The organism is Thalassotalea euphylliae, assembly GCF_042682785.1.
Taxonomy (GTDB): domain Bacteria; phylum Pseudomonadota; class Gammaproteobacteria; order Enterobacterales; family Alteromonadaceae; genus Thalassotalea_F; species Thalassotalea_F euphylliae.
Window position 1 is genome coordinate 761,807 of sequence record NZ_JBHUIB010000003.1, and the last position, 21,945, is coordinate 783,751.

General features: G+C 40.0%; 22 protein-coding genes and 2 tRNA genes. 15 read left to right on the plus strand and 9 right to left on the minus strand.

Annotated elements, in window-relative coordinates; genetic code table 11:
* Positions 1 to 24: 24 nt before the first annotated feature.
* Positions 25 to 2,274, minus strand: coding sequence for a hypothetical protein (locus ACFSJY_RS10695; RefSeq protein WP_386034056.1), 2,250 nt, complete (start codon positions 2,272 to 2,274; stop codon positions 25 to 27).
* Positions 2,275 to 2,412: 138 nt separating this feature from the next.
* The gene (gene gap / locus ACFSJY_RS10700) at positions 2,413 to 3,408 is read right to left on the minus strand and encodes a type I glyceraldehyde-3-phosphate dehydrogenase (RefSeq protein ID WP_386034058.1); all 996 of its coding nucleotides are present in this window, start codon (positions 3,406 to 3,408) and stop codon (positions 2,413 to 2,415) included.
* 242 nt (positions 3,409 to 3,650) lie between these two features.
* Here gap and gndA point away from each other — a divergent pair, with 242 nt between their 5' ends.
* Positions 3,651 to 5,174 (plus strand): NADP-dependent phosphogluconate dehydrogenase, encoded by a 1,524-nt coding sequence (gene gndA / locus ACFSJY_RS10705; RefSeq protein WP_386034061.1) that lies wholly within the window; start codon positions 3,651 to 3,653, stop codon positions 5,172 to 5,174.
* Positions 5,175 to 5,178: 4 nt separating this feature from the next.
* Positions 5,179 to 5,559 (plus strand): peptide-methionine (R)-S-oxide reductase MsrB, encoded by a 381-nt coding sequence (gene msrB, locus ACFSJY_RS10710; protein ID WP_386034063.1) that lies wholly within the window; start codon positions 5,179 to 5,181, stop codon positions 5,557 to 5,559.
* 23 nt (positions 5,560 to 5,582) lie between these two features.
* Here msrB and ACFSJY_RS10715 read toward each other — a convergent pair whose 3' ends face one another.
* Entirely contained in the window at positions 5,583 to 6,383 is an 801-nt protein-coding gene (locus tag ACFSJY_RS10715) for a DUF2989 domain-containing protein (RefSeq protein ID WP_386034065.1), read from the minus strand.
* Between the two features lie 167 nt (positions 6,384 to 6,550).
* On the opposite strand from ACFSJY_RS10715, the gene ACFSJY_RS10720 reads away from it, so the two are divergent.
* Both ACFSJY_RS10720 and ACFSJY_RS10725 read left to right on the plus strand, forming a co-directional pair.
* Entirely contained in the window at positions 6,551 to 8,002 is a 1,452-nt protein-coding gene (locus ACFSJY_RS10720; RefSeq protein WP_386034067.1) for a glyceraldehyde-3-phosphate dehydrogenase, read from the plus strand.
* Between the two features lie 125 nt (positions 8,003 to 8,127).
* The gene (locus tag ACFSJY_RS10725) at positions 8,128 to 8,325 is read left to right on the plus strand and encodes a hypothetical protein (RefSeq protein WP_386034069.1); all 198 of its coding nucleotides are present in this window, start codon (positions 8,128 to 8,130) and stop codon (positions 8,323 to 8,325) included.
* Here ACFSJY_RS10725 and ACFSJY_RS10730 read toward each other — a convergent pair.
* The 6 genes from ACFSJY_RS10730 to ACFSJY_RS10755 all read right to left on the minus strand — a co-directional run bounded on the left by ACFSJY_RS10730 (position 8,322) and on the right by ACFSJY_RS10755 (position 11,120).
* Complete coding sequence (locus ACFSJY_RS10730; RefSeq protein ID WP_386034071.1) at positions 8,322 to 8,648, minus strand: TusE/DsrC/DsvC family sulfur relay protein; 327 nt, start codon at positions 8,646 to 8,648, stop codon at positions 8,322 to 8,324. The two genes, ACFSJY_RS10725 and ACFSJY_RS10730, sit on opposite strands and share 4 nt — an antisense overlap.
* A gap of 5 nt (positions 8,649 to 8,653) precedes the next feature.
* Positions 8,654 to 8,944 (minus strand): sulfurtransferase complex subunit TusB, encoded by a 291-nt coding sequence (tusB, locus tag ACFSJY_RS10735; protein WP_386034073.1) that lies wholly within the window; start codon positions 8,942 to 8,944, stop codon positions 8,654 to 8,656.
* Complete coding sequence (gene tusC, locus ACFSJY_RS10740; RefSeq protein WP_386034075.1) at positions 8,944 to 9,300, minus strand: sulfurtransferase complex subunit TusC; 357 nt, start codon at positions 9,298 to 9,300, stop codon at positions 8,944 to 8,946. The genes tusB and tusC overlap by 1 nt, the downstream gene beginning before the upstream one ends.
* Complete coding sequence (gene tusD / locus ACFSJY_RS10745) at positions 9,297 to 9,665, minus strand: sulfurtransferase complex subunit TusD (RefSeq protein WP_386034077.1); 369 nt, start codon at positions 9,663 to 9,665, stop codon at positions 9,297 to 9,299. Before tusD ends, tusC begins: the two co-directional genes overlap by 4 nt.
* Positions 9,666 to 9,738: 73 nt before the next feature.
* Positions 9,739 to 10,407: a Bax inhibitor-1/YccA family protein gene (locus ACFSJY_RS10750; RefSeq protein ID WP_386034079.1), complete on the minus strand. Its 669-nt coding sequence runs from the start codon at positions 10,405 to 10,407 to the stop codon at positions 9,739 to 9,741.
* 116 nt (positions 10,408 to 10,523) lie between these two features.
* Entirely contained in the window at positions 10,524 to 11,120 is a 597-nt protein-coding gene (locus ACFSJY_RS10755) for a DNA-3-methyladenine glycosylase I (RefSeq protein WP_386034082.1), read from the minus strand.
* A gap of 143 nt (positions 11,121 to 11,263) precedes the next feature.
* Here ACFSJY_RS10755 and ACFSJY_RS10760 point away from each other — a divergent pair.
* The 11 genes from ACFSJY_RS10760 to ACFSJY_RS10810 all read left to right on the plus strand — a co-directional run bounded on the left by ACFSJY_RS10760 (position 11,264) and on the right by ACFSJY_RS10810 (position 21,907).
* Positions 11,264 to 11,354: transfer RNA gene (locus ACFSJY_RS10760), tRNA-Ser, on the plus strand.
* Positions 11,355 to 11,547: 193 nt separating this feature from the next.
* Complete coding sequence (locus ACFSJY_RS10765) at positions 11,548 to 12,657, plus strand: S-(hydroxymethyl)glutathione dehydrogenase/class III alcohol dehydrogenase (protein WP_386034084.1); 1,110 nt, start codon at positions 11,548 to 11,550, stop codon at positions 12,655 to 12,657.
* Between the two features lie 9 nt (positions 12,658 to 12,666).
* Positions 12,667 to 13,491: an S-formylglutathione hydrolase gene (gene fghA, locus ACFSJY_RS10770; protein WP_386034086.1), complete on the plus strand. Its 825-nt coding sequence runs from the start codon at positions 12,667 to 12,669 to the stop codon at positions 13,489 to 13,491.
* Positions 13,492 to 13,556: 65 nt separating this feature from the next.
* Positions 13,557 to 14,654, plus strand: coding sequence for an HDOD domain-containing protein (locus ACFSJY_RS10775; RefSeq protein WP_386034088.1), 1,098 nt, complete (start codon positions 13,557 to 13,559; stop codon positions 14,652 to 14,654).
* Positions 14,655 to 14,764: 110 nt separating this feature from the next.
* Positions 14,765 to 14,855, plus strand: a tRNA-Ser gene (locus ACFSJY_RS10780).
* A gap of 175 nt (positions 14,856 to 15,030) precedes the next feature.
* Entirely contained in the window at positions 15,031 to 16,353 is a 1,323-nt protein-coding gene (locus ACFSJY_RS10785; RefSeq protein ID WP_386034090.1) for a DUF1800 domain-containing protein, read from the plus strand.
* A gap of 1 nt (position 16,354) precedes the next feature.
* Positions 16,355 to 17,509 (plus strand): DUF1501 domain-containing protein, encoded by a 1,155-nt coding sequence (locus tag ACFSJY_RS10790; RefSeq protein WP_386034093.1) that lies wholly within the window; start codon positions 16,355 to 16,357, stop codon positions 17,507 to 17,509.
* Positions 17,510 to 17,632: 123 nt separating this feature from the next.
* Complete coding sequence (locus ACFSJY_RS10795; protein ID WP_386034095.1) at positions 17,633 to 19,024, plus strand: aldehyde dehydrogenase family protein; 1,392 nt, start codon at positions 17,633 to 17,635, stop codon at positions 19,022 to 19,024.
* Between the two features lie 111 nt (positions 19,025 to 19,135).
* Positions 19,136 to 20,302: a tetratricopeptide repeat protein gene (locus tag ACFSJY_RS10800; protein ID WP_386034097.1), complete on the plus strand. Its 1,167-nt coding sequence runs from the start codon at positions 19,136 to 19,138 to the stop codon at positions 20,300 to 20,302.
* Entirely contained in the window at positions 20,303 to 21,277 is a 975-nt protein-coding gene (locus ACFSJY_RS10805) for a M28 family peptidase (protein ID WP_386034099.1), read from the plus strand. It begins immediately after the preceding gene.
* 72 nt (positions 21,278 to 21,349) lie between these two features.
* On the plus strand, positions 21,350 to 21,907 hold the full coding sequence (locus tag ACFSJY_RS10810; protein ID WP_386034101.1) for a phosphoribosyltransferase: 558 nt from the start codon (positions 21,350 to 21,352) through the stop codon (positions 21,905 to 21,907).
* Positions 21,908 to 21,945: the final 38 nt, after the last annotated feature.

Below are 21,945 nucleotides of genomic sequence, written 5' to 3' on the forward strand. Positions count from 1 at the left end.
AGCCCGCTTTTGCGGGCTTTTTTGTTAGCTATCTTCCTTTTTCGTTTTTACCATGGTTGGTATGTAGATATCTGGTGCAGGAAAGTCGTTTAGAGAAATCACTTTCGTTTTGCTAATACGGTGCCTATAAATTTCTCGTAAATACATGATAGCGTTCTTCACTGACTCTAATGACAAACGAATGTCGTTGATAGAGGTAAAGTTTTGCTTGTCATGGATGAGTTCGCGATATTTCTTTTCATACATGGGCTTGATGGCATACCAGTTTGTGTCGAGAATTTTTGCAGGGTTCTCATGAGATAGCAGCATTTCATCTAGTAATTCTTCATCTAAGTGAGGTGCTTTTATAAGCTCGATAATTGTTCTATCGAGTGTATCGTCAAAACGATAATTATCTTTGGCGAAACAACGTTTAATGTATGCAACGATTAGCGTTAAAAAGTCATCACTTAAACAAGGACTTTTAGCTATTAAAGTGGTTAACGATAGATTTGCAGAAGCGCCAATAACGAGTGCATATCGCTTCAAAGTGGTATTTGGGAACAAATTGTTTAAGTGCATCTTAAGCTTATTTAAGTCCATATACGAAAGCTTATAATCCTTTGGTAAAGATACAATAGATACAATAGAGGAACAGTTTTTAAAGAAATGTAAGTCTTTTAAATGTCTCGCATCATAACCACTTTCTTTATAGGTTTTTAGTGCCGTGCGATAATGAGCGGACTCGATAGGGAGAAGACTAATACCCTCTATCGCTTGCGTCTGTTTGTTAAAATGAGGCAAATCTATGGAACGGAAGAATAGATCGTCAACATCTAAATTTGAATCTTCTCCACCGAACAGTTTACTTTTTCCTTCGCCACTCACGTCGTATTCATGAACAACAGATTCTGCATACGCTATAGCGACAGGGCCTGCTAAAGACATAAATAGGTCGTTAGCATCTAGACGTATTGTTTCACCTATATCAATACCTGCACGACGGAAGTAATTTTCATCATAATCTGTGGTCACTGCTTGTGCAGTGAGGATATTAAATATTTGCTGGCTTATGTATTGATTGGCATGCCGTTCCATTGAGTTAACATCAATAAATTGTATGCCGCCTTCTGTGTCGTTTTGCTCCGCATAGCGCATAATGTCGTTAGAGATTAACATCATGGCATTCCACGGGCGGATACGCTGAATCATGTTTGATTCAGAAATAGACTCGTTGTCCACACTGTATGAAAAATTCCACTCCTCAGAAAGGTATTTACACAGGAGACGACCAGCATTAATGTGCAAAGCTTCTGACGTCTCAACATATTGCTCCGAGATATTCGGCAGAATGCAAATACCACTGGTAAATATGGGCTCAAAAACAAATGACTGGTTGTGACTGGCCAATTCTCTTTCTGAACGAATATCAAACGTTTTACTCATATATGAGTATTGTTGAGCCAGCCCGAATTCAGATGCCATACCAGAGCCCGTTCCGCCGCCAGCACTGAATATATAAAAGTACAGTCGAGATTGGTTTGCCTTTATACCGCAAGAGTCGATCAAATAAGAATGGATGAACTTCCAATCTTGGTTAGTAAATTGATTGGTGTCTTTGTTTAAAATGATTTTTGCGAGGTATTGCCCAAGAATAGGGGCGTTACCAGCACCGCCTGCATGCACTTCGGACAGATCCATTATGCGAAGCTTGTTATAATCTTTCAGAAAATTGTTATCAAAACCTTTAGATGAAAAGCGTATACGACCTTCTATATCTTTGTCCAAATCACCGAGCATGACTAAAGGCTCAATCAGAAATACAGGTTTAATCGCGTTGTCTTGATTTATATTGAGACTTTTTTGTATCCACCTAAATGGTTTATTTTCTTTTTCTTGTGCTTTTGATTGTGCGTCATGAAACTCATTTAAATAATAGTTACGTGCGTTATGTACCAAACACGCTACATCTAACGCGATATTTGAGCCACAACGGCCCAGGCCAATCAAGCAAACTGAAGGAAAATTAGGGGCGTTATCTGCGGGCTCTTCTAAACCACGTTCTGACGGGTAAACATGGTCTCTTAATGCGTCTAAATTTTTTAAAATGAGTGAGATATCATTTTCGGTAAAGTAGCTATATTTCGCATCGCTAACTTTTTCGCTGTCTTGATTTTCTGATTTTTGCGAGACACGGCGTTTTACGACGATGTCAAACTCATCGCTACTAGTTTCTGCCGGGTTAGGTTGCGCTTTTTTGTTTGTCGCTTTTGTTCCTGGCTTACGCGTTTGCATAAAACATCCCCTATAATGCAAGGGCAACACGAATGTATTGCCTAACTTCACTATAGGTGAAGGGACGAATTATTGCGTAAAAAACAAGCAAATAAAAAAGCCAGCTATCAAAGCTGGCTTTAGGAGTCGGTGTAAAAATTAATTTTGAATGTGAGCTACTAAATCTAATACTTTATTAGAGTAACCGATTTCGTTGTCATACCATGACACGATTTTTACGAAAGTGTCTGTTAGTGCAATGCCAGCACCTGCATCGAATACCGATGTACATTTTTCACCAATGAAATCGTTAGAAACTACTTGGTCCTCTGTATAACCTAAAATGCCCTCTAGATCTCCATGTGCAGCCGTTTTCATTGCATCACAAATTTCTTGATAAGTAGCTGGCTTCTCTAGATTTACTGTTAAATCAACCACTGAAACGTTTGGTGTTGGTACACGGAATGCCATACCAGTAAGTTTGCCATTAAGCGCTGGAATAACCTTACCAACTGCTTTGGCTGCGCCTGTAGAGCTTGGAATAATATTTTGACCAGCACCACGGCCACCACGCCAGTCTTTAGCAGAAGGGCCATCTACTGTTTTCTGGGTTGCGGTCGTCGCGTGAACAGTTGTCATTAAACCGTCGGTAATACCCCAATTGTCGTTAAGTACTTTAGCTACAGGGGCAAGACAGTTAGTAGTACAAGAAGCGTTCGATACTACATCTTCACCGTTGTAGTTGTCGTGGTTAACCCCCATGACAAACATTGGCGTAGCGTCTTTTGAAGGAGCAGACATGACCACTTTCTTAGCACCTGCCTCAATATGCTTACGGGCGGTTTCATCTGTAAGGAATAGGCCTGTAGATTCAACAACTACATCTACATCGATATCGTTCCACTTTAACTGTGCCGGATCGCGTTCTGCCGTTACACGAACTGTTTTTCCATTTACCACTAGATTTCCGTCAACTACTTCTACAGTACCATTGAAACGACCATGTGTTGAGTCGTACTTCAACATATAAGCCATGTAGTCTACTTCAATCAGGTCGTTAATACCGACGATTTCAATATCCTGACGCTCTTGTGCTGCGCGAAATACGAAACGGCCGATGCGTCCAAAGCCGTTAATACCAACTTTAATAGTCATGTTTAACCCTTACATTTTGTTAATGTAGTAAAATTACACCATTACACGAAAAATTCAAGGCGTAAATCCAATTTCATGAAAGTAAATTAAATAATATTTCGGATTGTTACCAAAATATTTAATTAATTTAGCAACTTTATTTTGCAGAAATGAGGCAACTCTATAACAGCCATGATAAAATAGGATAAGTCTCGTGTTTTAAACACGCCAATCTAAAATAAATTTAACCTCGGAAAATCAATATGACACAAGAGAAAGTATTGTGTGACATAGGCTTTATTGGCTTAGGTGTTATGGGTAAGAACTTGGTACTCAACTTAGCTGATAATGGATATAAAATAGCTGCATTCGATTTAAATCATGAAAAAGTAACCGATGCTATCGCTCAAGATAAGCTAGAAAACAAAACAGACTCCCCCCGTGTTTACGGTTGCTCCTCCTACACCGAACTACTTTCTCAATTAACAGCTCCGCATCTAATTGTTCTCTCAGTCCCTGCTGGAGAACCTGTTGACCAAGTTTGTGAAAGCTTAATTGGCGCAGGTATTCAACCTGACGATATCGTTATTGATACAGGTAACAGCCTCTGGGTAGATACTGTTGAGCGCGAAAAACGTTATAAAAATAAATTTATTTTATTCTCATCAGCGGTGTCAGGTGGCGAAGTGGGGGCGAGGTTTGGGCCAGCATTAATGCCGAGTGGTTCTCCATATGCTTGGACGCGCATTAAACCTATTTGGGAAGCAATTTCTGCCAAAGTAGATCCTGTTACAGGTAAACCGATAGAACGCACAGAGCCAGGTGAAGTTATAGAGCATGGAGATCCATGTGCTGCTTACATAGGTCCTGCTGGGGCTGGTCACTACGTGAAAATGGTGCATAACGGCATTGAATATGCTGATATGCAAATCATTTGTGAAGCATATCAAGTATTGCGTGACGGCCTAGGGATGAGCTGTGAAGAAATTGCAGATACGTTTGAAAAATGGAACCAAGGTCCTCTTGATAGCTACCTAATGGAAATCTCAGTCGAGGTATTGAGACACAAAATAGAAGACGGTAAACCTTTAGTCGATTTAATTTTAGATAAGGCGGGCCAAAAGGGAACAGGCTTATGGACGGCGGTAAGCAGCCTAGAAGTTGGTTGTCCTGCACCAACAATATCGCAAGCTGTATATGCGCGTTCTATTTCTTCCTTTAAAGCTGCACGTGTAGAAGCGTCTAAACTTTTATCGGGCCCAGAGCAACAAAGGTACTCTGAAGAAGAGAAAGCAGAATTTATTACACGCCTTCATGATGCGATTTACTGCGCAAAAATTTGTGCTTATGCTCAGGGCTTTCAACTTATGAAGCTAGCAGCGAAAGAACATAATTGGACATTAGATTTTGCGAGCATTGCAAAAATATGGCGAGCAGGTTGTATTATTCGTGCAGTGTTTCTTCAGTCAATTACTGAAGCGTTCTCAAGAAATGAAGATTTGGACAATTTATTGTTGGACGAATTTTTTGCGAAACAATTGAACCTTCACCAGGCTAATTGGCGTAAAGCTATTGCAGATATCACAATGATGGGTATCCCTGCTGGTGCATTGAGTTCTTCGTTGTCCTACTACGACTCCATGCGCATGGAAACATTGCCAGCAAACCTTTTACAGGGACAGCGAGACTTTTTTGGGGCTCATACATTTGAGCGTACAGACAAGCCTAGCGGTAAAAAATATCATGTAGAATGGGCAGTAGAAGGGCGTCCGATAATTTCGCTATAAGCTTATGACTGATGATGATTATAAACAAAAGTTAACGCCAGACGCCTACGCAGTGTGTAGGCTAGCGGCTACTGAACGTCCTTTTACGGGTAAGTATAATGATCATTGGTTAAAAGGTAATTATCACTGCGCCTGTTGCGAACGGGCGCTGTTTTCCTCGGACAGTAAGTTTAACGCGGGTTGTGGTTGGCCGAGTTTTTTCGAGTGTATTGATGGCACTGTATCTTATAAGGAAGACTTGACTCACGGTATGATCAGAACAGAAATTAACTGTGCGAATTGTGATAGCCATTTGGGGCATGTTTTTGACGATGGACCAGCACCTACGGGCAAGCGTTATTGTGTAAACTCGCTCAGTTTAGTATTCGAGTCTGATTTAGAATAACAGCAGCAATTTCAAAAAAGCGATCAATGCTTTGGCGCGGTAAATGTCCCTAACTCTATTTTTTCTAGTGTTGCTTGCGCAACTTGATCTAAAAATGGACCGTCTAACTGATATCCCTCACTATACTGCAATAGGTTATCATTGCTAATCGTCTCATCTTGCGGGTCATGTAGTTTGAGAATTTTAAGCCATATGTAAGCTTGTTTGTATTCTTCCTTGTCAGTAAATATTGTCGTGATTGCTTTAAAAATCTCTTTGTTGGGAACATCGCCTTCTTTCTGAAGTTCAAGCGCATGGAACAGTAACTCTAATGTTTTATCCGGGTCACGCTTGATGTAATAAGTGGCTAGATGAAATTGTGATGCAGGTGTTTCTAATGCAGCACTTCCTTCCATCGCTAAAAACTTTTCTAACGCTGTGTTGTTTAAGTAACGAGACCAGTGATAGTAAAGTAGTTCAGGGTGTTCTGAATTCTTCGTTTCTTCACTTAACTCTTCAATTCGTTGTTTTGCTTTTGCAAAGTTATCAATACGGTTGCGTTGTTTATACTTTAGTTTAATGTGTTCAATCTTCGATGCGTGCTCCATACATGCGGCATAGTCTTCATAAGCAATTAATAGATTATATTTTTGTTTGTCTGCACCTGATTGTTGTAAAGCATACTTGGCAAAAATTTTATCTCGGCGTTCTGTTTTGCACCACGTATCTTCGATGAAATCATTGCAGATGTTCGGTGATTCCTTACAAATTTTGGCGAGATCAGGGCCAGTGTCACAGCCTGACATGATTAAAAGGGGAAATAGAGTAAGTAAAGTGCGCTTCATTTATTGCTCAAATTTATTACAAAAATACGATGTAACTACTAGCGTAAACTTTCATGCTGAATTACAATGTGCGCCGCATCAAGCGGGTAACTATTATTAATATAGATAACATATACAACATTGATAATAGCTTACTGATCACTTTACTTAAATAAAAGGTTTACGTAATGACTTCTCATCTTGAGGAACAATATCAATCAAGCTGGCAAGAACGCCAAACATTCGCTGAAAACATGCTACCAATGATTAGCCAGTTATTCAGAAATAAAGGCATTGAAGTTGCCGTTTACGGTCGTCCTTTAGTGAATGCTTCGGCAATCGATATTATCAAGGCGCATAAATCAGTTGCGTTACACGAAGAAAGCAAACTGCGCCTTCGTGAAAGTTTCCCATTTTTAGAAGCATTATCAAAAATGCCATTAGCACCAGCGCGCATTGACGTTGGTAAACTAGCTTATCGTTACCTTTTCTTAGGTGGTGCAAATGGTCTTACTATCGAGCAATATCTAGAAAAAGAACTTGCTGATATTTTGCAAAGCAACTCTGAAGGCGATGATGCACAAGATGTTGTGCTTTATGGTTTTGGTCGTATTGGTCGTTTATTAGCACGCCTATTGATCGAAAAAACAGGTCCTTCTGCTAAATTACGTTTACGCGCTATTGTTATTCGTCCAGGAAAAGATGGTGACCTAGCCAAGCGTGCTAGTTTGCTTCGTCGTGACTCAGTTCACGGTTCTTTCAACGGCAGCATCTCTATCGACGAGGAAAATAACGTAATTCGCGCGAATGGTGCTTTTATTCAAGTAATTTACGCTAAGTCACCTGCGGAAATAGATTACACAGAATACGGTATTAACAATGCCCTTGTTGTCGACAATACGGGTATTTGGTCTGATGAAGAAGGATTAGGCCAGCATTTACAAGCAAAAGGTACATCAAAAGTACTTCTAACTGCACCAGCTAAGGGTGACATCAAAAACATCGTTTACGGTGTTAACCATGACATGATCTTGGCAGAAGATAAGATTATTTCTGCAGCGAGTTGTACCACTAATGCCATTACGCCTGTACTTAAAGCCGTAAATGATAAATTTGGTATTAAAAACGGTCATGTAGAAACGGTACACTCTTATACTAACGACCAAAACTTAATCGATAACTATCATAAATCACCTCGTCGCGGCCGTAGCGCACCATTAAACATGGTTATTACGTCAACGGGAGCGGCTAAAGCCGTTGCTAAAGCGTTACCAGAGCTGAAAGGATTGTTAACAGGTAATGCTATTCGTGTACCTACACCAAATGTTTCAATGGCTATCATGAACCTTAATCTTAAGGAAGCGACAGATACAGATGGTTTGAATAACTACTTACGTGAAATATCTTTACGTTCAGAGCTGCAGAACCAAGTAGATTACACAGCATCGACTGAAATTGTTTCGACAGATTTAGTTGGCTCTCGCTACGCAGGTGTTGTAGATTCTCAAGCAACAATTGTTGATGAAGACCGCGCAGTATTGTACGTATGGTATGACAATGAATTTGGTTATAGCTGTCAGGTGGTCCGTGTTATCCAAGAAATGGCTGGCTTAAATGTTCCAACGTTACCATTAGCGTAAACACTAATAGCTAATTATTACTAAAAAGGCGCTAAGGCGCCTTTTTTATTATTAAGGTTTTATTCGATAAAGCCGATAGAGTAAGGGAAGACAACGTTAATCAAAGTCGTATAACGGAGGAACTTATGTCTTTAACTATCGGTAATACCGATCCTGTACAAACTAAAGCAGGAACTGCAACAGAATTAAAAACAGCCAATTTAGCTAAAAACCAACAAGAGTTGGAAGGCCAAATGGCGCTTAATTTAATTCAGTCAGCGGCTCCAGCTGCGGTGCAGCCACCAACGGCAAGCTCAGGCAACAACATAAACATTAAAGTTTAAATGCAGCGTGCGGGCTTAGGTAGTCCAGCGTACTTTGTAGCCTGTTTAGCAGGGCCGTCAGGAAATAGTCGGTATAAATATCGACTATTCGCCTTTTCTTCACCAAATGATGCTTTCATTGCTTTCGTAAGTGCTCGAATAGCCGGTGATGTATTGAACTCTAAATAAAACGCACGCACGAAATTCACCACTTCCCAGTGTGCTTCCGTTAACTCGATATTGTCTTCTGCAGCAATTTGCCTCGCTAACGATTCATCCCAATCTAAGTGATTTTTTAAGTAGCCTTGAGCATCTCGCTCTATGGAGTCTAGTGCTGTATTCATTTACTTTATTGCCAGGTTAGAGTTTTATCGAATTGAAGAGAAAGTTCAATTAAGGTTTTCATGCTAACTGTTTGGATTGCATTATTAGTGTTGTCTAATCCACGTGCTTTAAAATGATGTTCGATCACATAAACAGTAGATACATGCTCAATTAGTTTGATGAGTTCAGGGTGTCCAATGTTATACACACCATCGTCTAGCAACATAATAGCATCATCTCCAGACAGCAACGCTGTTAGTGGTTGATGATCTTGCTGCGAATACCAAGAGCGTCTCACTAGGTGTAACGTTGTCATTAAAACCTCAACACATGCTTAAATTCAGTCAATTTTTGTTGAAGCGCTTCAGGTTGAGCAATTTGAGCATCAGCGAGTTCAAGTTGTGAAGATAAACCTCTTTCTTTGAGGCTTTTCGCGCACACATAAATTTCTTCAACGTCGTAAAATGCGAGTGCATTAAATGTTTTTAAGTAGTTTTTAACATTTAGCAGTTCAGGTTTTGTAGCATCTTTTAGCTGCCATACGCCATCGCCAACAAAGAATAGGGCAACAGTCTGCTCATACGAGCCAAATATTAGCGCCATATCAAGTGCATCTTTACCATTTGAATTTGCAAATGGCGCAGAGCTATTAATGATAGCTATTGATGTCATAATTGAATCACTCTATCCGCTGAGTTACTCAGTTCAACCATTTCACCTAGTCCCGATATAGTAAATGCTGGGTGAATGTTGTGATTATCTTTGTCGTCGGTCATACCGCGCTTTTCTGCCGCAGAAATACACAAATGTAAATCAAAATTATATTTTGTTTTTAGTTGGCAAAGAGCTTCAACAAACTGATATTCGTCACTAGGCTGGCTCGCTAGTTTGTTTGCCGCTAGCACACCATCTTGATAAAAAAACACACCGTTAATGGTATGTTCTTCAGTTGCATAAATAGCTTCTATTAATTCATTAGCAGTTGCAGACAACCCATGGAAAGGGGAGGTTGTTACAACGATGGTAAATACTGACACTGTAATTCCAAAATTTGGGCATTAAAAAGCCCCGTATTAACGAGGCTTAGTATAACCGATTAATTGTAAAGAATTAATCGTCTGAGCTAAACGCGCCTAAAAGTTGAAGAAGGCTAACGAATAAATTGTAAATGCTTAAGTATAGCGACACTGTTGCGCGGATATAGTTGCGCTCACCACCGTGGATAATACGGCTAGTATCGAACAAAATTAAACCAGACATAATCATTACGATAGCAGCATTTAAAGCTAGTGAAACCGCTGGAATACCCATAAAGATATTTGCAATACCGGCAATAAGCACAACGATTAAACCAACCATCAAGAAGCCACCCATGAACGAGAAGTCTTTCTTGCTTGTTAATGCGTATCCTGACAGTGCGAAGAAAATTACTGCTGTACCGCCAAGGGCTTGCATGATCAATGAGCCGCCATTTGGCAAGGCTGCGTATGCACTAAGTAATGGGCCTAGAGAAGCTCCCATTAAACCAGTGAAAGCGAATATCCAAAAGATGCCGCTCGCTTTATCGGCTTGTTTGTTTACAACGAATAGCAATCCAAATGCGACAAGCGTCATTACTAAGGCTGCAAGATGAGATAAACCCATCGCCATAGAAATGCCTGCTGTTACAGCACTGAACGCCAACGTCATACCTAATAACATGTAGGTATTACGTAATACCTTGTTAATTTCAATTGCGGTACTCTGACTAGCAGCACCTAGATTCATATTTGATTGCATAAGTCTTCCTCTATGAACTTTTTTCTACTTATTTAGATGGGGGCTGTCTTGAAAAAGTTCAAGTCAGAACGCCATCTTTGACATATTATGACACGGCTTTTCTCGTTTTACTACGGTCAAACCTGCTGAAATTGATCAATTATTTGTTTCTTTCTGTAACATCCATTTGCATGGTCGTTTACCATACCACAAGCTTGCATGTGAGCGTAAATAGTTGTTGAACCTACAAATTTAAACCCACGTTTTTTGAGGTCTTTACTAAACGCATCTGACTCTTTCGTGGTCACTGGGTAATCTTCAAGAGTCTTTATTGAATTTACAATGGTTTTGTTACCCACAAATGACCACTGATAAGCAGCAAATGAACCAAATTCTTTCTGAATTTCTATAAACCGTTTAGCATTATTGACTGCGGCTTCTATTTTCCCACGATGACGAATGATAGAGGCGTCCGTTGAAAGTAAAGCTATTTTGCTCTCATCAAAGCCCGCAACTTTACAGACGTCGAAATCATTAAAAGCTTTTCTATATGCCTCTCGACGCTTAAGTATGGTGTACCAACTTAAACCAGCTTGCATACATTCTAGTGTTAAGAATTCAAAAAGTTTATTGTCGTCGTGGACGGGGACGCCCCATTCTTCATCATGATAAACAACATAGTCGGGTTTTGTTTCATCTAACCAGGGGCACCGGCAAATGTCTTGATTTTGCATTTTAATCCTTTAATTTTGTTCTAGTAATCTACAATTAGACTAAAAATGTAGCAGTTGAATTAATTTTTTATATTTAGGCTTTACAAGCGAATAGGGACACATTAATATTCGCTCCGTCTTAAGGCAAGCGCCTTATTTCAATTGGTGAGATGGCTGAGTGGTCGAAAGCACCGGTCTTGAAAACCGGCAGGGGTTTGTAGCCCCTCTAGGGTTCAAATCCCTATCTCACCGCCATATTCTAAAGCCTCGCAATCGCGAGGCTTTTTTCGTTTCTAGCGCTTAAAAAAATGCTTAACAATCCTATTTAAGCTTGAAGGATTCGTTTCTAAATTTGTAAAAAAATCAGTACTAAAGTGCACTAAATTACTTAATCATAAGTATTTTCTTTACTACACTTACAGAAAATACAATAAACGAGAAAAAGTAAATGAAGACTAAAGCCGCAGTTGCATTCAAAGCCGGACAGCCACTCGAAATTGCTGATGTAGACCTTCAAGGCCCTAAAGCAGGCGAGGTATTGATAGAAATAAAAGCAACAGGCGTTTGCCATACCGATGCCTTTACCTTGTCAGGTGATGATCCTGAAGGTGCATTTCCCGCAATTTTAGGGCACGAGGGTGCAGGAGTCGTTGTTGATGTGGGGCCCGGCGTCAGTTCTTTGAGCGTAGGCGATCATGTGATTCCATTGTATACACCCGAGTGTCGTGAATGTGATTTTTGTTTGCACCCAAAAACAAACTTATGCCAAAAAATAAGAACGACTCAAGGTCAGGGCTTAATGCCTGATGGCACGTCACGTTTTTCATTAGATGGAGAACCAATCCTGCATTATATGGGCTGCTCAACGTTTTCGAACTACACAGTACTACCTGAAATTGCAGTAGCAAAAATTCGTAAAGACGCACCTTTTGACAAAGTTTGCTATATCGGTTGCGGCGTAACAACAGGCGTTGGTGCTGTAATCTTTGATGCCAAGGTAGAACCAGGTAGTAATGTGGTTGTATTTGGTTTAGGCGGTATTGGGTTAAATGTTATTCAAGGTGCCAAGTTAGCAGGTGCAAATAAAATCATTGGTATTGATATTAATGAATCAAAGGTACCGCTAGCTAAAGAGTTTGGCATGACTGAATTTATTAACCCTAAGAAAGTTGATGATACCGTTGCTACGATTATCGAACGCACTGGTGGTGGGGCTGACTATAGCTTTGAGTGTATTGGTAATGTCAATACGATGAGACAAGCACTGGAATGCTGTCACAAAGGCTGGGGTGAAAGTTGGATTATCGGCGTCGCTGGTGCAGGGCAAGAAATATCTACTCGTCCATTCCAACTAGTAACTGGTAGATCGTGGCGCGGCACAGCATTTGGCGGTGCAAGAGGGCGTACCGATGTGCCTAAAATAGTTGACTGGTATATGGACGGTAAAATTAACATTGATGAGTTAATTACACATACCATGCCGTTAGAAAAGATTAATCATGCGTTCGATTTAATGCATGAAGGTAAATCTATACGTTCAGTTGTGTTGTTCGATTAGGAGCCGTTTGTGGAATTAATTTCGTCACATAAATGTTTTGAAGGAAAACAGCTCAGGTATAAACATCACTCAGATGCAAACCAGTGTGAAATGACCTTCTCTATTTTTTTACCACCACAAGCGGAACAAGAAAGGGTTCCGATGCTAATGTGGCTCTCGGGTCTTACATGTAATGATGAAAACTTTGTCGTAAAAGCGGGGGCCCAAAAATATGCCGCAGAATATGGCATAGCTATCGTTACACCAGATACGAGCCCCCGCGGCGAAGCGGTAAAAAATGACGACGCCTATGATCTAGGACAAGGGGCTGGTTTTTATCTGAATGCGACTGAGCAAGGCTGGGCGGAGAATTTTAACATGTATGACTACATTACCCAGGAATTGCCCCAAGTTTTGTTAGATCATTTTCCATTAAATGGTGCTTCGTCTATTTCTGGTCATTCAATGGGAGGGCATGGTGCATTAACACTGGGACTACGGAATCCAAAACTTTATCGCAGTATTTCTGCTTTTGCTCCCATTTGCCACCCTATCAATTGTCCTTGGGGACAAAAAGCGTTTTCGAACTATTTGGGGGAAAACTCGCAAACTTGGGAAATGTATGATGCTTTGAAGCTATTAGAATCAACTGAAACGCCTCCGCACATATTAATAGACCAAGGTGAGGCTGATAGCTTTTTAGAAGAACAATTGAAATTAGATGTTTTTACCGATGAAGCATTTAGGCATCAAAATATCAGTATTAATAGACGAGAAGGCTATGATCATAGTTACTTTTTTATCGCTAGTTTTATTGAATCCCATATTATTTTTCATAGCAAATACTTAGCGTAGGTTTGCAAGAAAGCCGTGTTAGAGTAAATGATTATAAGAGGTAAGTAAGGACAGGGTGACGCCGTATGTTTAAAACACTCGTTAAAGCTGTTTTTCCATCTTTAGCTACTCGTGCGGCTACCCCAAACTATGAAGTATTTGCTCAATCTAAAGGTCTTGAGAAAAACGAAAAAACTGAAGCTTTAACGCAATTAAGCGAATCGCTCAGTAACAATCAACAAATCCAATTAAGGCAGTGTAAAAATGATGAGGAACAGTTCCTCGCTTATTTGTTTGGTGAAACTTTCATTGAAGCAAGTCAAGACGAGTTAGCAAGTTATTTATCTGAAAAAATAACGCTAGTATTGAAGCAGCCATCGCTGGTGTTAAACGAAATGCCCGTTATGCCATCAAGTGTCGCGCTAATAATCGATGAAATTAATAATGAAGAATTTAATACAGATGCACTCATTGAATTGATCAATACGGAGCCTAGCATTGCAACCAATGTAGTTAGTGTAGCTAACAGTGCTAAGTATAAGCGTGCTAAGGAAATCACTGACATAAAATCTGCTTTTATGGCGATGGGCGCTGAAGGGTTAGTCCAAGAGGTGCTAGAAAGTTTTCTTAAATCATTCAAACCCGCAAACAACATTTATTTTAAACAATTTGGTGAAAAGATTTGGCAGCACTGTTTACAAACAGCAGTGCTGTCGAAGCAAATAGCCAAGAACCTTGATCCTACGTTAGCTTCCACTGCTTATTTAGCGGGTTTACTTTCCAATGTTGGTACGATGATCGTATTTCAGTTAACAACAGAGGCTTTTTCGGTAGTGAGTCCCGATGCATCTCCCGGTTCAGCAACGTTTCAGCGTTTGATTATCGATCATGCAAAGAAGGTTAGTTTCGCTATTGGCAAACACTGGGAGCTTCCTCCTGAAATCAATAAAACGTTGGCATTGCAAGAGCGAATTATTAGCAAAGCGCATTTGCAAGAAGCGCAGCGTAAACTTCCTTTGGCTGCCATTGTTTTTCAAGCGAGTAAACTCAGCCAGCTACTTTGTTTGTTTGAACACCAAAAGTTGGACGACAACAGCCTAGCCCAATATAGCAGAGAGTATTTTATAGATAATTGGTGTATGGAAAAGATTCAACAGAGCATTAAAAACGTAACTAGTGACTAATAAATGTGCGTTCAGTAAAAAAATCAAAAATACTTAGCAATAAAAGCTTTACAAGTGTTTCATCAATCTTTAATATTCGCACCGTCTTAAGGCAATGCCTTAATTCAATTGGTGAGATGGCTGAGTGGTCGAAAGCACCGGTCTTGAAAACCGGCAAGGGTTTGTAGCCCTTCTAGGGTTCAAATCCCTATCTCACCGCCATATTCTAAAGCCTCGCAAATGCGAGGCTTTTTTCGTTCTAGTCTCTTGAAAATATTTTCAGCTTATTTCTCTGTCCCAACATGTAAATGCAAAGATTTGTAAAACTACCTGCGTAGTCATTCAAATAAGCCCACAATGTTGATAACGTAGTTCAAAAAGCGTCTGTAGGATTTGCATGAATCATTACTTTGCGGCTCATCGTTATGGCTTTGGTATAGGCAAGAACCAGTCATTCGACAGTAAAACGAATACTACTGATTGGCTTATATCTCAATTGAAAGCACCGTTAAAAAATGAGTTGGATAGTACATTACCAAACTCGGCTCAAATTAGTCTCCAACTTTCAAAAGAAAGGGTTGCAAAAAAAGTAGCTAAGAAAGAGGGAAAGGTATTTAGAAGCTCATACTCCAAAGACACTTATCGAAATTACTGTATCGACAGTTTTAACGCTTATCTACAATCAACTAATGGGTTCGGTTGGCGTGTCCTCGATTTTTTCTCAAATCATTTTAGTGTATCTGCCCAAGGGCGCGTAATGACGGCATTGGCGCCAACGCTGGAGCGTGAGGCAATTTTGCCTTACTTGAATGGCTACTTTGGCGATATGTTACGCGCTGTTATTAAGCACCCGGCAATGCTTATTTACCTTAATAATGAAAAGTCCTTTGGTCCAGAATCCAAACTTGGCCTGCGTCGAGGAAAGAGTTTCAATGAAAACTTAGCGAGAGAAATTCTTGAGTTACACACCTTAGGAGTAGATGGCGGCTATACGCAAAAAGACGTGAATCAACTTGCATTGGCGATAACGGGGTGGAGTGTAGCTAACCCAACTAAAGAAGGTGAAACTGGTTTTAAGTTTAGAAGGAATGGGCATCAGGGAGGAAGCCAAACCATACTAAATAAAGTTTATGCACAGCCAGGTATCAATAAAGGCGAAATAATCTTATCTGATTTATCACAGCATCCTAGCACCATTAAACATTTAGCCACCAAAATAGCTTCACATTTTATTGTCGATAAACCATCAGACGATCTAATTTCACAGTTGTCTGAGACATGGGCTAACTCTAAAGGTCACATACCTAGTGTTATGAGAACACTTTTAGAGAGTGAACAAGGACAGTCCTTGACTCGAAGGAAATTTAAAACTGGACGTGAATACGTTATTTCTTCACTTCGTATGGTGGGGGTTAAAAAACTCAAGCCTAAACAAGCAATGCGCTCATTAAGTTTAATGGGGCAGCAACCATTTAAAGCAGGCTCTCCAGCAGGATTTGATGATTCAGAAAGTACTTGGCTAGCGCCAAACGCTTTGCTCAACAAAGTTGAATGGATAAGCCTTGTCAGCCAATACGGTAATGTTGAAATTAACGATATTGTACAGCGTGTATTTGCAAACAACACCACATCAGATAACAAATCAGTAGTTGAAAGGGCCGAATCTAAACAGCTAGCCATTTCTTTAGCTTTGCTTAGCCCAGAATTTATGAGGAAGTAATATGGATGCTTCAAGACGAAAAATACTTAAAGGGCTATCTGCGTCTTTGTTACTCTCAGGTTTTCCTTCTTTTGCCGTCGTGAACGCTGTTACACAAAGTAGAAATAGCCATTCGGCAAATAAAAAGGTTGTTTGGGTATGCTTACGCGGCGCATTAGACGGTTTACATACCGTTATTCCTCATAATGAAAAACAATTGGGTGAATTAAGACCTACATTGTTCAATGACAGTCTAAAAGGTTGCTTCCCTTTGAATAGCGCATTTTCGTTGAACGGTGCTTTACCCACTTTAGCTTCTTGGTATCAGCAAAAGCAGTTGCTTCCTGTGATTGCGGTAGGCTCTGGCTATAAAGGTCGTTCCCATTTTGATGGCCAAGATTTTTTAGAGTCAGGTTTACCCGTAATCGACGCTGAAAGCGGTTGGTTAGCCAGGGCAATTAGTGGAAATAGTCATAATGCTGTTGCTATTTCTCAACGCATTCCATTGTCTTTAAGGAAAACTGATAAAGCGTCCAGTTGGTATCCTAGTCGATTAGAGGCAGCAGACAATGAACTTATTAGTCAACTACACAGGATGTATGCAAATGACAATGCATTATCTATGACGCTTAAAAACGCGCTATCGGTAAAGGAAATGGCTGGAGATATAAAAGTAAAAGGTAAGCATAAGTTTGTCGAGTTAGCTAAAGCCGCTGGCACTTTGCTTAAAGAGGACAATGGACTAACCGTAGCAACGTTAGAACTCGGTGGTTGGGATACTCATAATAACCAGACTCCACGATTAAAAAGAATGCTATCTCAGCTAGATAAAGGTTTACTAGCGCTCAAACAATCCTTAGATGAAGAATGGGAAAATACCCTCGTCGTTATTGCGTCTGAGTTTGGACGAACAGCGAAGGAAAATGGCACCAAAGGGACTGATCACGGAACAGGAAATGTACTGTTGTTTGCAGGAGGCTCGCTAAAAGGTGGGCATGTATTAGGTGAATGGCCTGGTTTATCAGCCAACCAATTATTCGAAGGCAGGGATTTAAAACCAACGTCCAATATTTTAAGTTGGATAGCCACAGGTTTGAGCCAACACTGGCACCTTAGCAATGAGCAGCTGAAGACCGTATTTCCATCCGCACAAATCTATTCCTCCAGAATTATCTAGCTAAAGCGAAAGGCGTCATAATAAACATGCAATTATCAAAATATTTTGCATATAAAAACTAGCGCCATTCAATTATGCTTGTCGCATATTATTTATTAAATGTGCGCTTAGAAAGTAATTTGTATGTCGACTACCACGCTTGATGTTGTAAACCCTTATGATTTAACTGTTTTAGATAGAATTAAACTCGAAAATTGGGACGCAATTGATAAATATCTGGCTGATGCAGAGAGGCTCTTTAATAGTCGAGAAAAATGGCTGCCTACACACAAAAGAATACAAATTTTAAATAATATAGCGGATAAGATGCAGCATCGATCTGACGAACTTGCATCACTCATAGCTGCTGAAGGCGGAAAGCCGCTGATAGATTCACGTGTTGAAGTCGAAAGGGCAATTGCCGGTATTCAATTGTGTGTTTCGCAATTAAACAGCGATAGAGGTGTGGAAATTCCGATGGATCTCACAGCCGCTGGAGCAGGGCGATGCGCTTATGTAAAAAAAGAGCCTATTGGTGTTGTCGTCGCTATTTCAGCATTCAACCACCCGTTGAACCTTATCGTTCATCAAGTTGCTCCTGCAATAGCAGTAGGGTGTCCCGTGCTTGTTAAGCCTGCTTTGGATACTCCCCTAAGTTGCAAAGTATTCGTAGAAATCGCGCGTGAATCCGGTTTACCCGACATGTGGTGTCAGTTGGTACTTTGTGATCAATTAGTTGCCGAAAAGATGGTTACTGATAAGCGAGTATCTTTTCTAAGTTTCATTGGATCAGCAAAAGTCGGCTGGATGTTAAAGTCGAAACTAGCACCGGGTACAAGATGTGCGCTAGAACATGGCGGTGTCGCGCCTGTGATAGTCGATGATAACGTAGATATAGATACTGTTGTCCCCTCTATTCTTAAAGGCGGGTTTTATCACTCAGGACAGGTGTGTGTCTCGGTTCAACGTGTTTATGTGCCAATAAATACGGCAAGGGAGTTTGCTCTGCGCCTAGCAAAAGAGGCGGTTCAACTTATTGTGGGAAATGCTACGGAAGAAGAGACGCAATGCGGCCCTCTAATTAGGCCAACTGAAGTAGAAAGAGTTGAAAAATGGGTAAATGAAGCCGTAGAAGAAGGAGCCGAATTAATAACGGGCGGAAAGAAGTTGTCGTTGACGACCTATGCACCTACTGTGCTATTGAATCCTTCGAAGCATAGTAAAGTGTCTGAACAAGAGGTGTTTGGTCCAGTTGTATGTATATATAGCTATGACAACTTGGATGAAGCAATTTCACTTGCTAATGCTTTGCCGTTCGCGTTTCAGGCGGCTGTTTACACAGAAAATATGGTTACAGCTCAACATTGTATAGACAATTTAGACGCTTCAGCTGTTATGGTGAATGACCATACCGCTTTTCGTGTCGACTGGATGCCTTTTGCTGGTCGTAAACTATCAGGATACGGTACAGGTGGTATTGGCTATACCATGGAAGATATGACACAAACTAAAATGGCGGTGTATAAACGCCAATAAAGGCAATGTTTATTGTAAAAATGTAAGTCTTTATTAATAAATTCTTCATCAAAATGAAAAAGTGAGGGAATGGATTACACTTAAGTTGTAGTGGCAGTTATAAGGCTATATATGAAAAGCTTTTTCATTATCTTTCTTGCAATTGTACTGTGTGCTTGTAATTCGACCCCTGAAAACAAGTACGCAACGCCTAGTGTTGTTCCTGAACAACTTATTCAAGAATCTTTATTTCCTGCGGCCGCAGATATCAACATAGAGAGCGAAGAAGACATATATCGTCTTAGCGATGAAATGAAAAAGGTGGTACATAGCTCTTTCATTCCAGAACGTTCTAATCACAATAGAGCCATGAAGCTTGTAAAGCATATATTTTCAAGCGAGCAATCTACAGTAGCTTACCAAAGCAATGCAAATCTTACGGCTAGTGAAGCATATAGAGACAAAACTGCGAATTGCATGTCTTTAACGATTATGGCTTATGCGCTGGCTAAAGAAGCAGGGCTGAATGTCAGATTTCAAGACGTGCAAGTACCAGAATACTGGGTTCGAAATGGCCAGTACAATATGCTTACTGGGCATGTAAATTTAGTGATCACGGGTGTTAAAAATCCACTAGTGAGTGTTGTTTGGGGCAACAACAATATAGAGATAGATTTCGACCCATTTATTAAGAAAAAGCAATTTCCTAAGCGCAAAATATCGCGTGATACCGTTACCGCTATGTTTTACAACAATAAAGGTGCGCAAGCCTTAGTTAGAAAAGATTATGATGAAGCGTTTAGGTACTTTACCGCAGCGATTGATGTAGATGAAAACTATCCAGCAAGTTGGGGAAATTTAGGCATATTGTACCGGTTTACAAACCATAATACGTTGGCTGAAAAAACATATCGCCATGCTATTGGCTTGTCGCCAAGCAGTCTGAACACTATGACCAATTTAGCTATTTTGCTTGAAAAACAGCAACGCTATGATGAGTCTCGCAGGCTAGACAGCTTAATACTCAAACAACGTATTAAAAACCCTTATTATCATGCGTTACTTGCGGATGAAGCTTTCTATGCAGGCAATAAAGAAAGCGCAGTTAGACACTATAAAAGAGGAATAAAAGTAAATCCTAAAGTCCATGAACTGTATTACGGATTAGCGAAGGTGCTTAATGCAATGGGCAGAACAGACCAAGCTAAATTAGCGATGAAAAAAGCCATAAATGCTAATAAGATACCGTCAATTGAACGAGAGTATATTGCTAAGCTTAGCTTATTAAATGAAAACTAGATGTTGTTGAAGTATTTGTTAATTGCCGTAGCGGCGCTCGGACTAGTTGCGTGTGTAGCAAATAAGTCATCAAACACGCCAGTTCCACAATTCCACTATCATCTTGATAAAGACATCTTGCTAAAGCACGTACAATATATTTCGGCAGAAGATAAAAAGGGCCGAAAAACGGGCACTGCAGAAGCTAACCTAGTAGCGAAATACATAGCAGAAAAACTAACAGAGTTTGGTGTTAGCCCACTTAAAACGCAAAACAGTCTGTTACATCAATTTTCCTTCAAACGTAACTTTTCGACTCGACAAGGTGAAAATGTTGTTGGGAAAATTAAAGGCACTAAACACCCCAATAATTTTATCGTACTAACAGCACATTACGATCATATTGGCACGCAAGGCGTTAGCGTATTTAATGGTGCTGACGACAATGCTTCGGGTGTGGCTGCTTTGCTGGAATTTGCACGTTTACTTACTGTAAATCCGCCAGAACATAGCATTATTTTGTTATTCACTGATGGTGAAGAGCTTAATTTTAAAGGCGCCAAAGCATTTGCTAAACAGTACAAGGGTATTCTTTCAAATACCGTATTAAACATTAATGTAGATATGATAGGTGGTGATAGCCGGACTAAGTCGCTACGTTATATTTACCAACGTTTCTATTCGGTGCTCCCCAACGATTCAAAGAAAGGGTTTAAATTACTCTTACAAAGCTCTCCCATCAATGTAAAAAAAGGCTTTGATAGGGCGACGAACATAAAGAACGGCACAACATCTTCTTGGTACTTAGCGAGTGATCACGCCATTTTTTATAAGAAGAAAATCCCTTTTATCTATTACGGTGTAGGTACACATCGTAATTATCATAAAACGACTGATACGTTTAAAAACCTAAATAAAAATATGCTTTGGGAAACTAGTAATACTATTTATCAGCATCTACGCTTTTTAGATCAACATATCGAAAAGAATAGTTAACCAACTAGTCAATATTTTGTTAAAATAGGGCGCTTATGCATCCTGTTTGTTTTTTGAAGGGTAATCTCCGAAATGGATAAAAAATTTATCTCAGCGCAAGAGCTACTTGAAGACTCTTTCCGCGTAGCCGCTAAAGTATATGAAGACGGGTTTAGACCTGACTATATTGTTGGTATTTGGCGCGGTGGCGCTCCTATTGGCATTGCAGTACAAGAATATTTCGACTTCAAAAAAGTAGAGACTGATCACATCGCAGTACGCACATCTTCTTACTACGGCATAAACCAGCAAAGTAAAGAAATCAAAGTGCATGGCCTTCACTACATCATTGAAAATGCAAACACTGAAGACAGCCTTTTAATTGTTGATGATGTGTTTGACTCAGGTCGCAGTATTGATGCACTTATCAAACAATTAAAGCAGCTTATGCGCAATAACATGCCAAAAGATGTGCGTGTAGCTACGCCTTGGTATAAACCTAAAAACAGCAAAGTTGATATTGTTCCTGATTATTATGTACACGAATCAGATGAATGGTTGGTGTTCCCACATGAACTATCAGGTCTTTCAGCCGAAGAAATTGCTAATGGAAAAACAGATTTAGCAAACATCAAAGACTTATTTATTTAAAAAAGGGGCGTTATGCTCCTTTTTTATTTCATATGTAT

Excerpts from the sequence above, each read along its gene's own strand:
- ACFSJY_RS10790 (WP_386034093.1), top strand. The coding sequence starts at position 16,355 with ATGGATGCTTCAAGACGAAAAATACTTAAAGGGCTATCTGCGTCTTTG.
- ACFSJY_RS10755 (WP_386034082.1), bottom strand. The coding sequence starts at position 11,120 with ATGCAAAATCAAGACATTTGCCGGTGCCCCTGGTTAGATGAAACAAAA.
- ACFSJY_RS10805 (WP_386034099.1), top strand. The coding sequence starts at position 20,303 with ATGTTGTTGAAGTATTTGTTAATTGCCGTAGCGGCGCTCGGACTAGTT.
- ACFSJY_RS10725 (WP_386034069.1), top strand. The coding sequence starts at position 8,128 with ATGTCTTTAACTATCGGTAATACCGATCCTGTACAAACTAAAGCAGGA.
- ACFSJY_RS10765 (WP_386034084.1), top strand. The coding sequence starts at position 11,548 with ATGAAGACTAAAGCCGCAGTTGCATTCAAAGCCGGACAGCCACTCGAA.
- tusC (WP_386034075.1), bottom strand. The coding sequence starts at position 9,300 with ATGACATCAATAGCTATCATTAATAGCTCTGCGCCATTTGCAAATTCA.
- ACFSJY_RS10715 (WP_386034065.1), bottom strand. The coding sequence starts at position 6,383 with ATGAAGCGCACTTTACTTACTCTATTTCCCCTTTTAATCATGTCAGGC.
- ACFSJY_RS10800 (WP_386034097.1), top strand. The coding sequence starts at position 19,136 with ATGAAAAGCTTTTTCATTATCTTTCTTGCAATTGTACTGTGTGCTTGT.
- ACFSJY_RS10775 (WP_386034088.1), top strand. The coding sequence starts at position 13,557 with ATGTTTAAAACACTCGTTAAAGCTGTTTTTCCATCTTTAGCTACTCGT.
- ACFSJY_RS10810 (WP_386034101.1), top strand. The coding sequence starts at position 21,350 with ATGGATAAAAAATTTATCTCAGCGCAAGAGCTACTTGAAGACTCTTTC.
- ACFSJY_RS10720 (WP_386034067.1), top strand. The coding sequence starts at position 6,551 with ATGACTTCTCATCTTGAGGAACAATATCAATCAAGCTGGCAAGAACGC.
- ACFSJY_RS10785 (WP_386034090.1), top strand. The coding sequence starts at position 15,031 with ATGAATCATTACTTTGCGGCTCATCGTTATGGCTTTGGTATAGGCAAG.
- ACFSJY_RS10750 (WP_386034079.1), bottom strand. The coding sequence starts at position 10,407 with ATGCAATCAAATATGAATCTAGGTGCTGCTAGTCAGAGTACCGCAATT.
- ACFSJY_RS10695 (WP_386034056.1), bottom strand. The coding sequence starts at position 2,274 with ATGCAAACGCGTAAGCCAGGAACAAAAGCGACAAACAAAAAAGCGCAA.
- gap (WP_386034058.1), bottom strand. The coding sequence starts at position 3,408 with ATGACTATTAAAGTTGGTATTAACGGCTTTGGACGCATCGGCCGTTTC.
- msrB (WP_386034063.1), top strand. The coding sequence starts at position 5,179 with ATGACTGATGATGATTATAAACAAAAGTTAACGCCAGACGCCTACGCA.
- ACFSJY_RS10730 (WP_386034071.1), bottom strand. The coding sequence starts at position 8,648 with ATGAATACAGCACTAGACTCCATAGAGCGAGATGCTCAAGGCTACTTA.
- tusB (WP_386034073.1), bottom strand. The coding sequence starts at position 8,944 with ATGACAACGTTACACCTAGTGAGACGCTCTTGGTATTCGCAGCAAGAT.
- ACFSJY_RS10795 (WP_386034095.1), top strand. The coding sequence starts at position 17,633 with ATGTCGACTACCACGCTTGATGTTGTAAACCCTTATGATTTAACTGTT.
- gndA (WP_386034061.1), top strand. The coding sequence starts at position 3,651 with ATGACACAAGAGAAAGTATTGTGTGACATAGGCTTTATTGGCTTAGGT.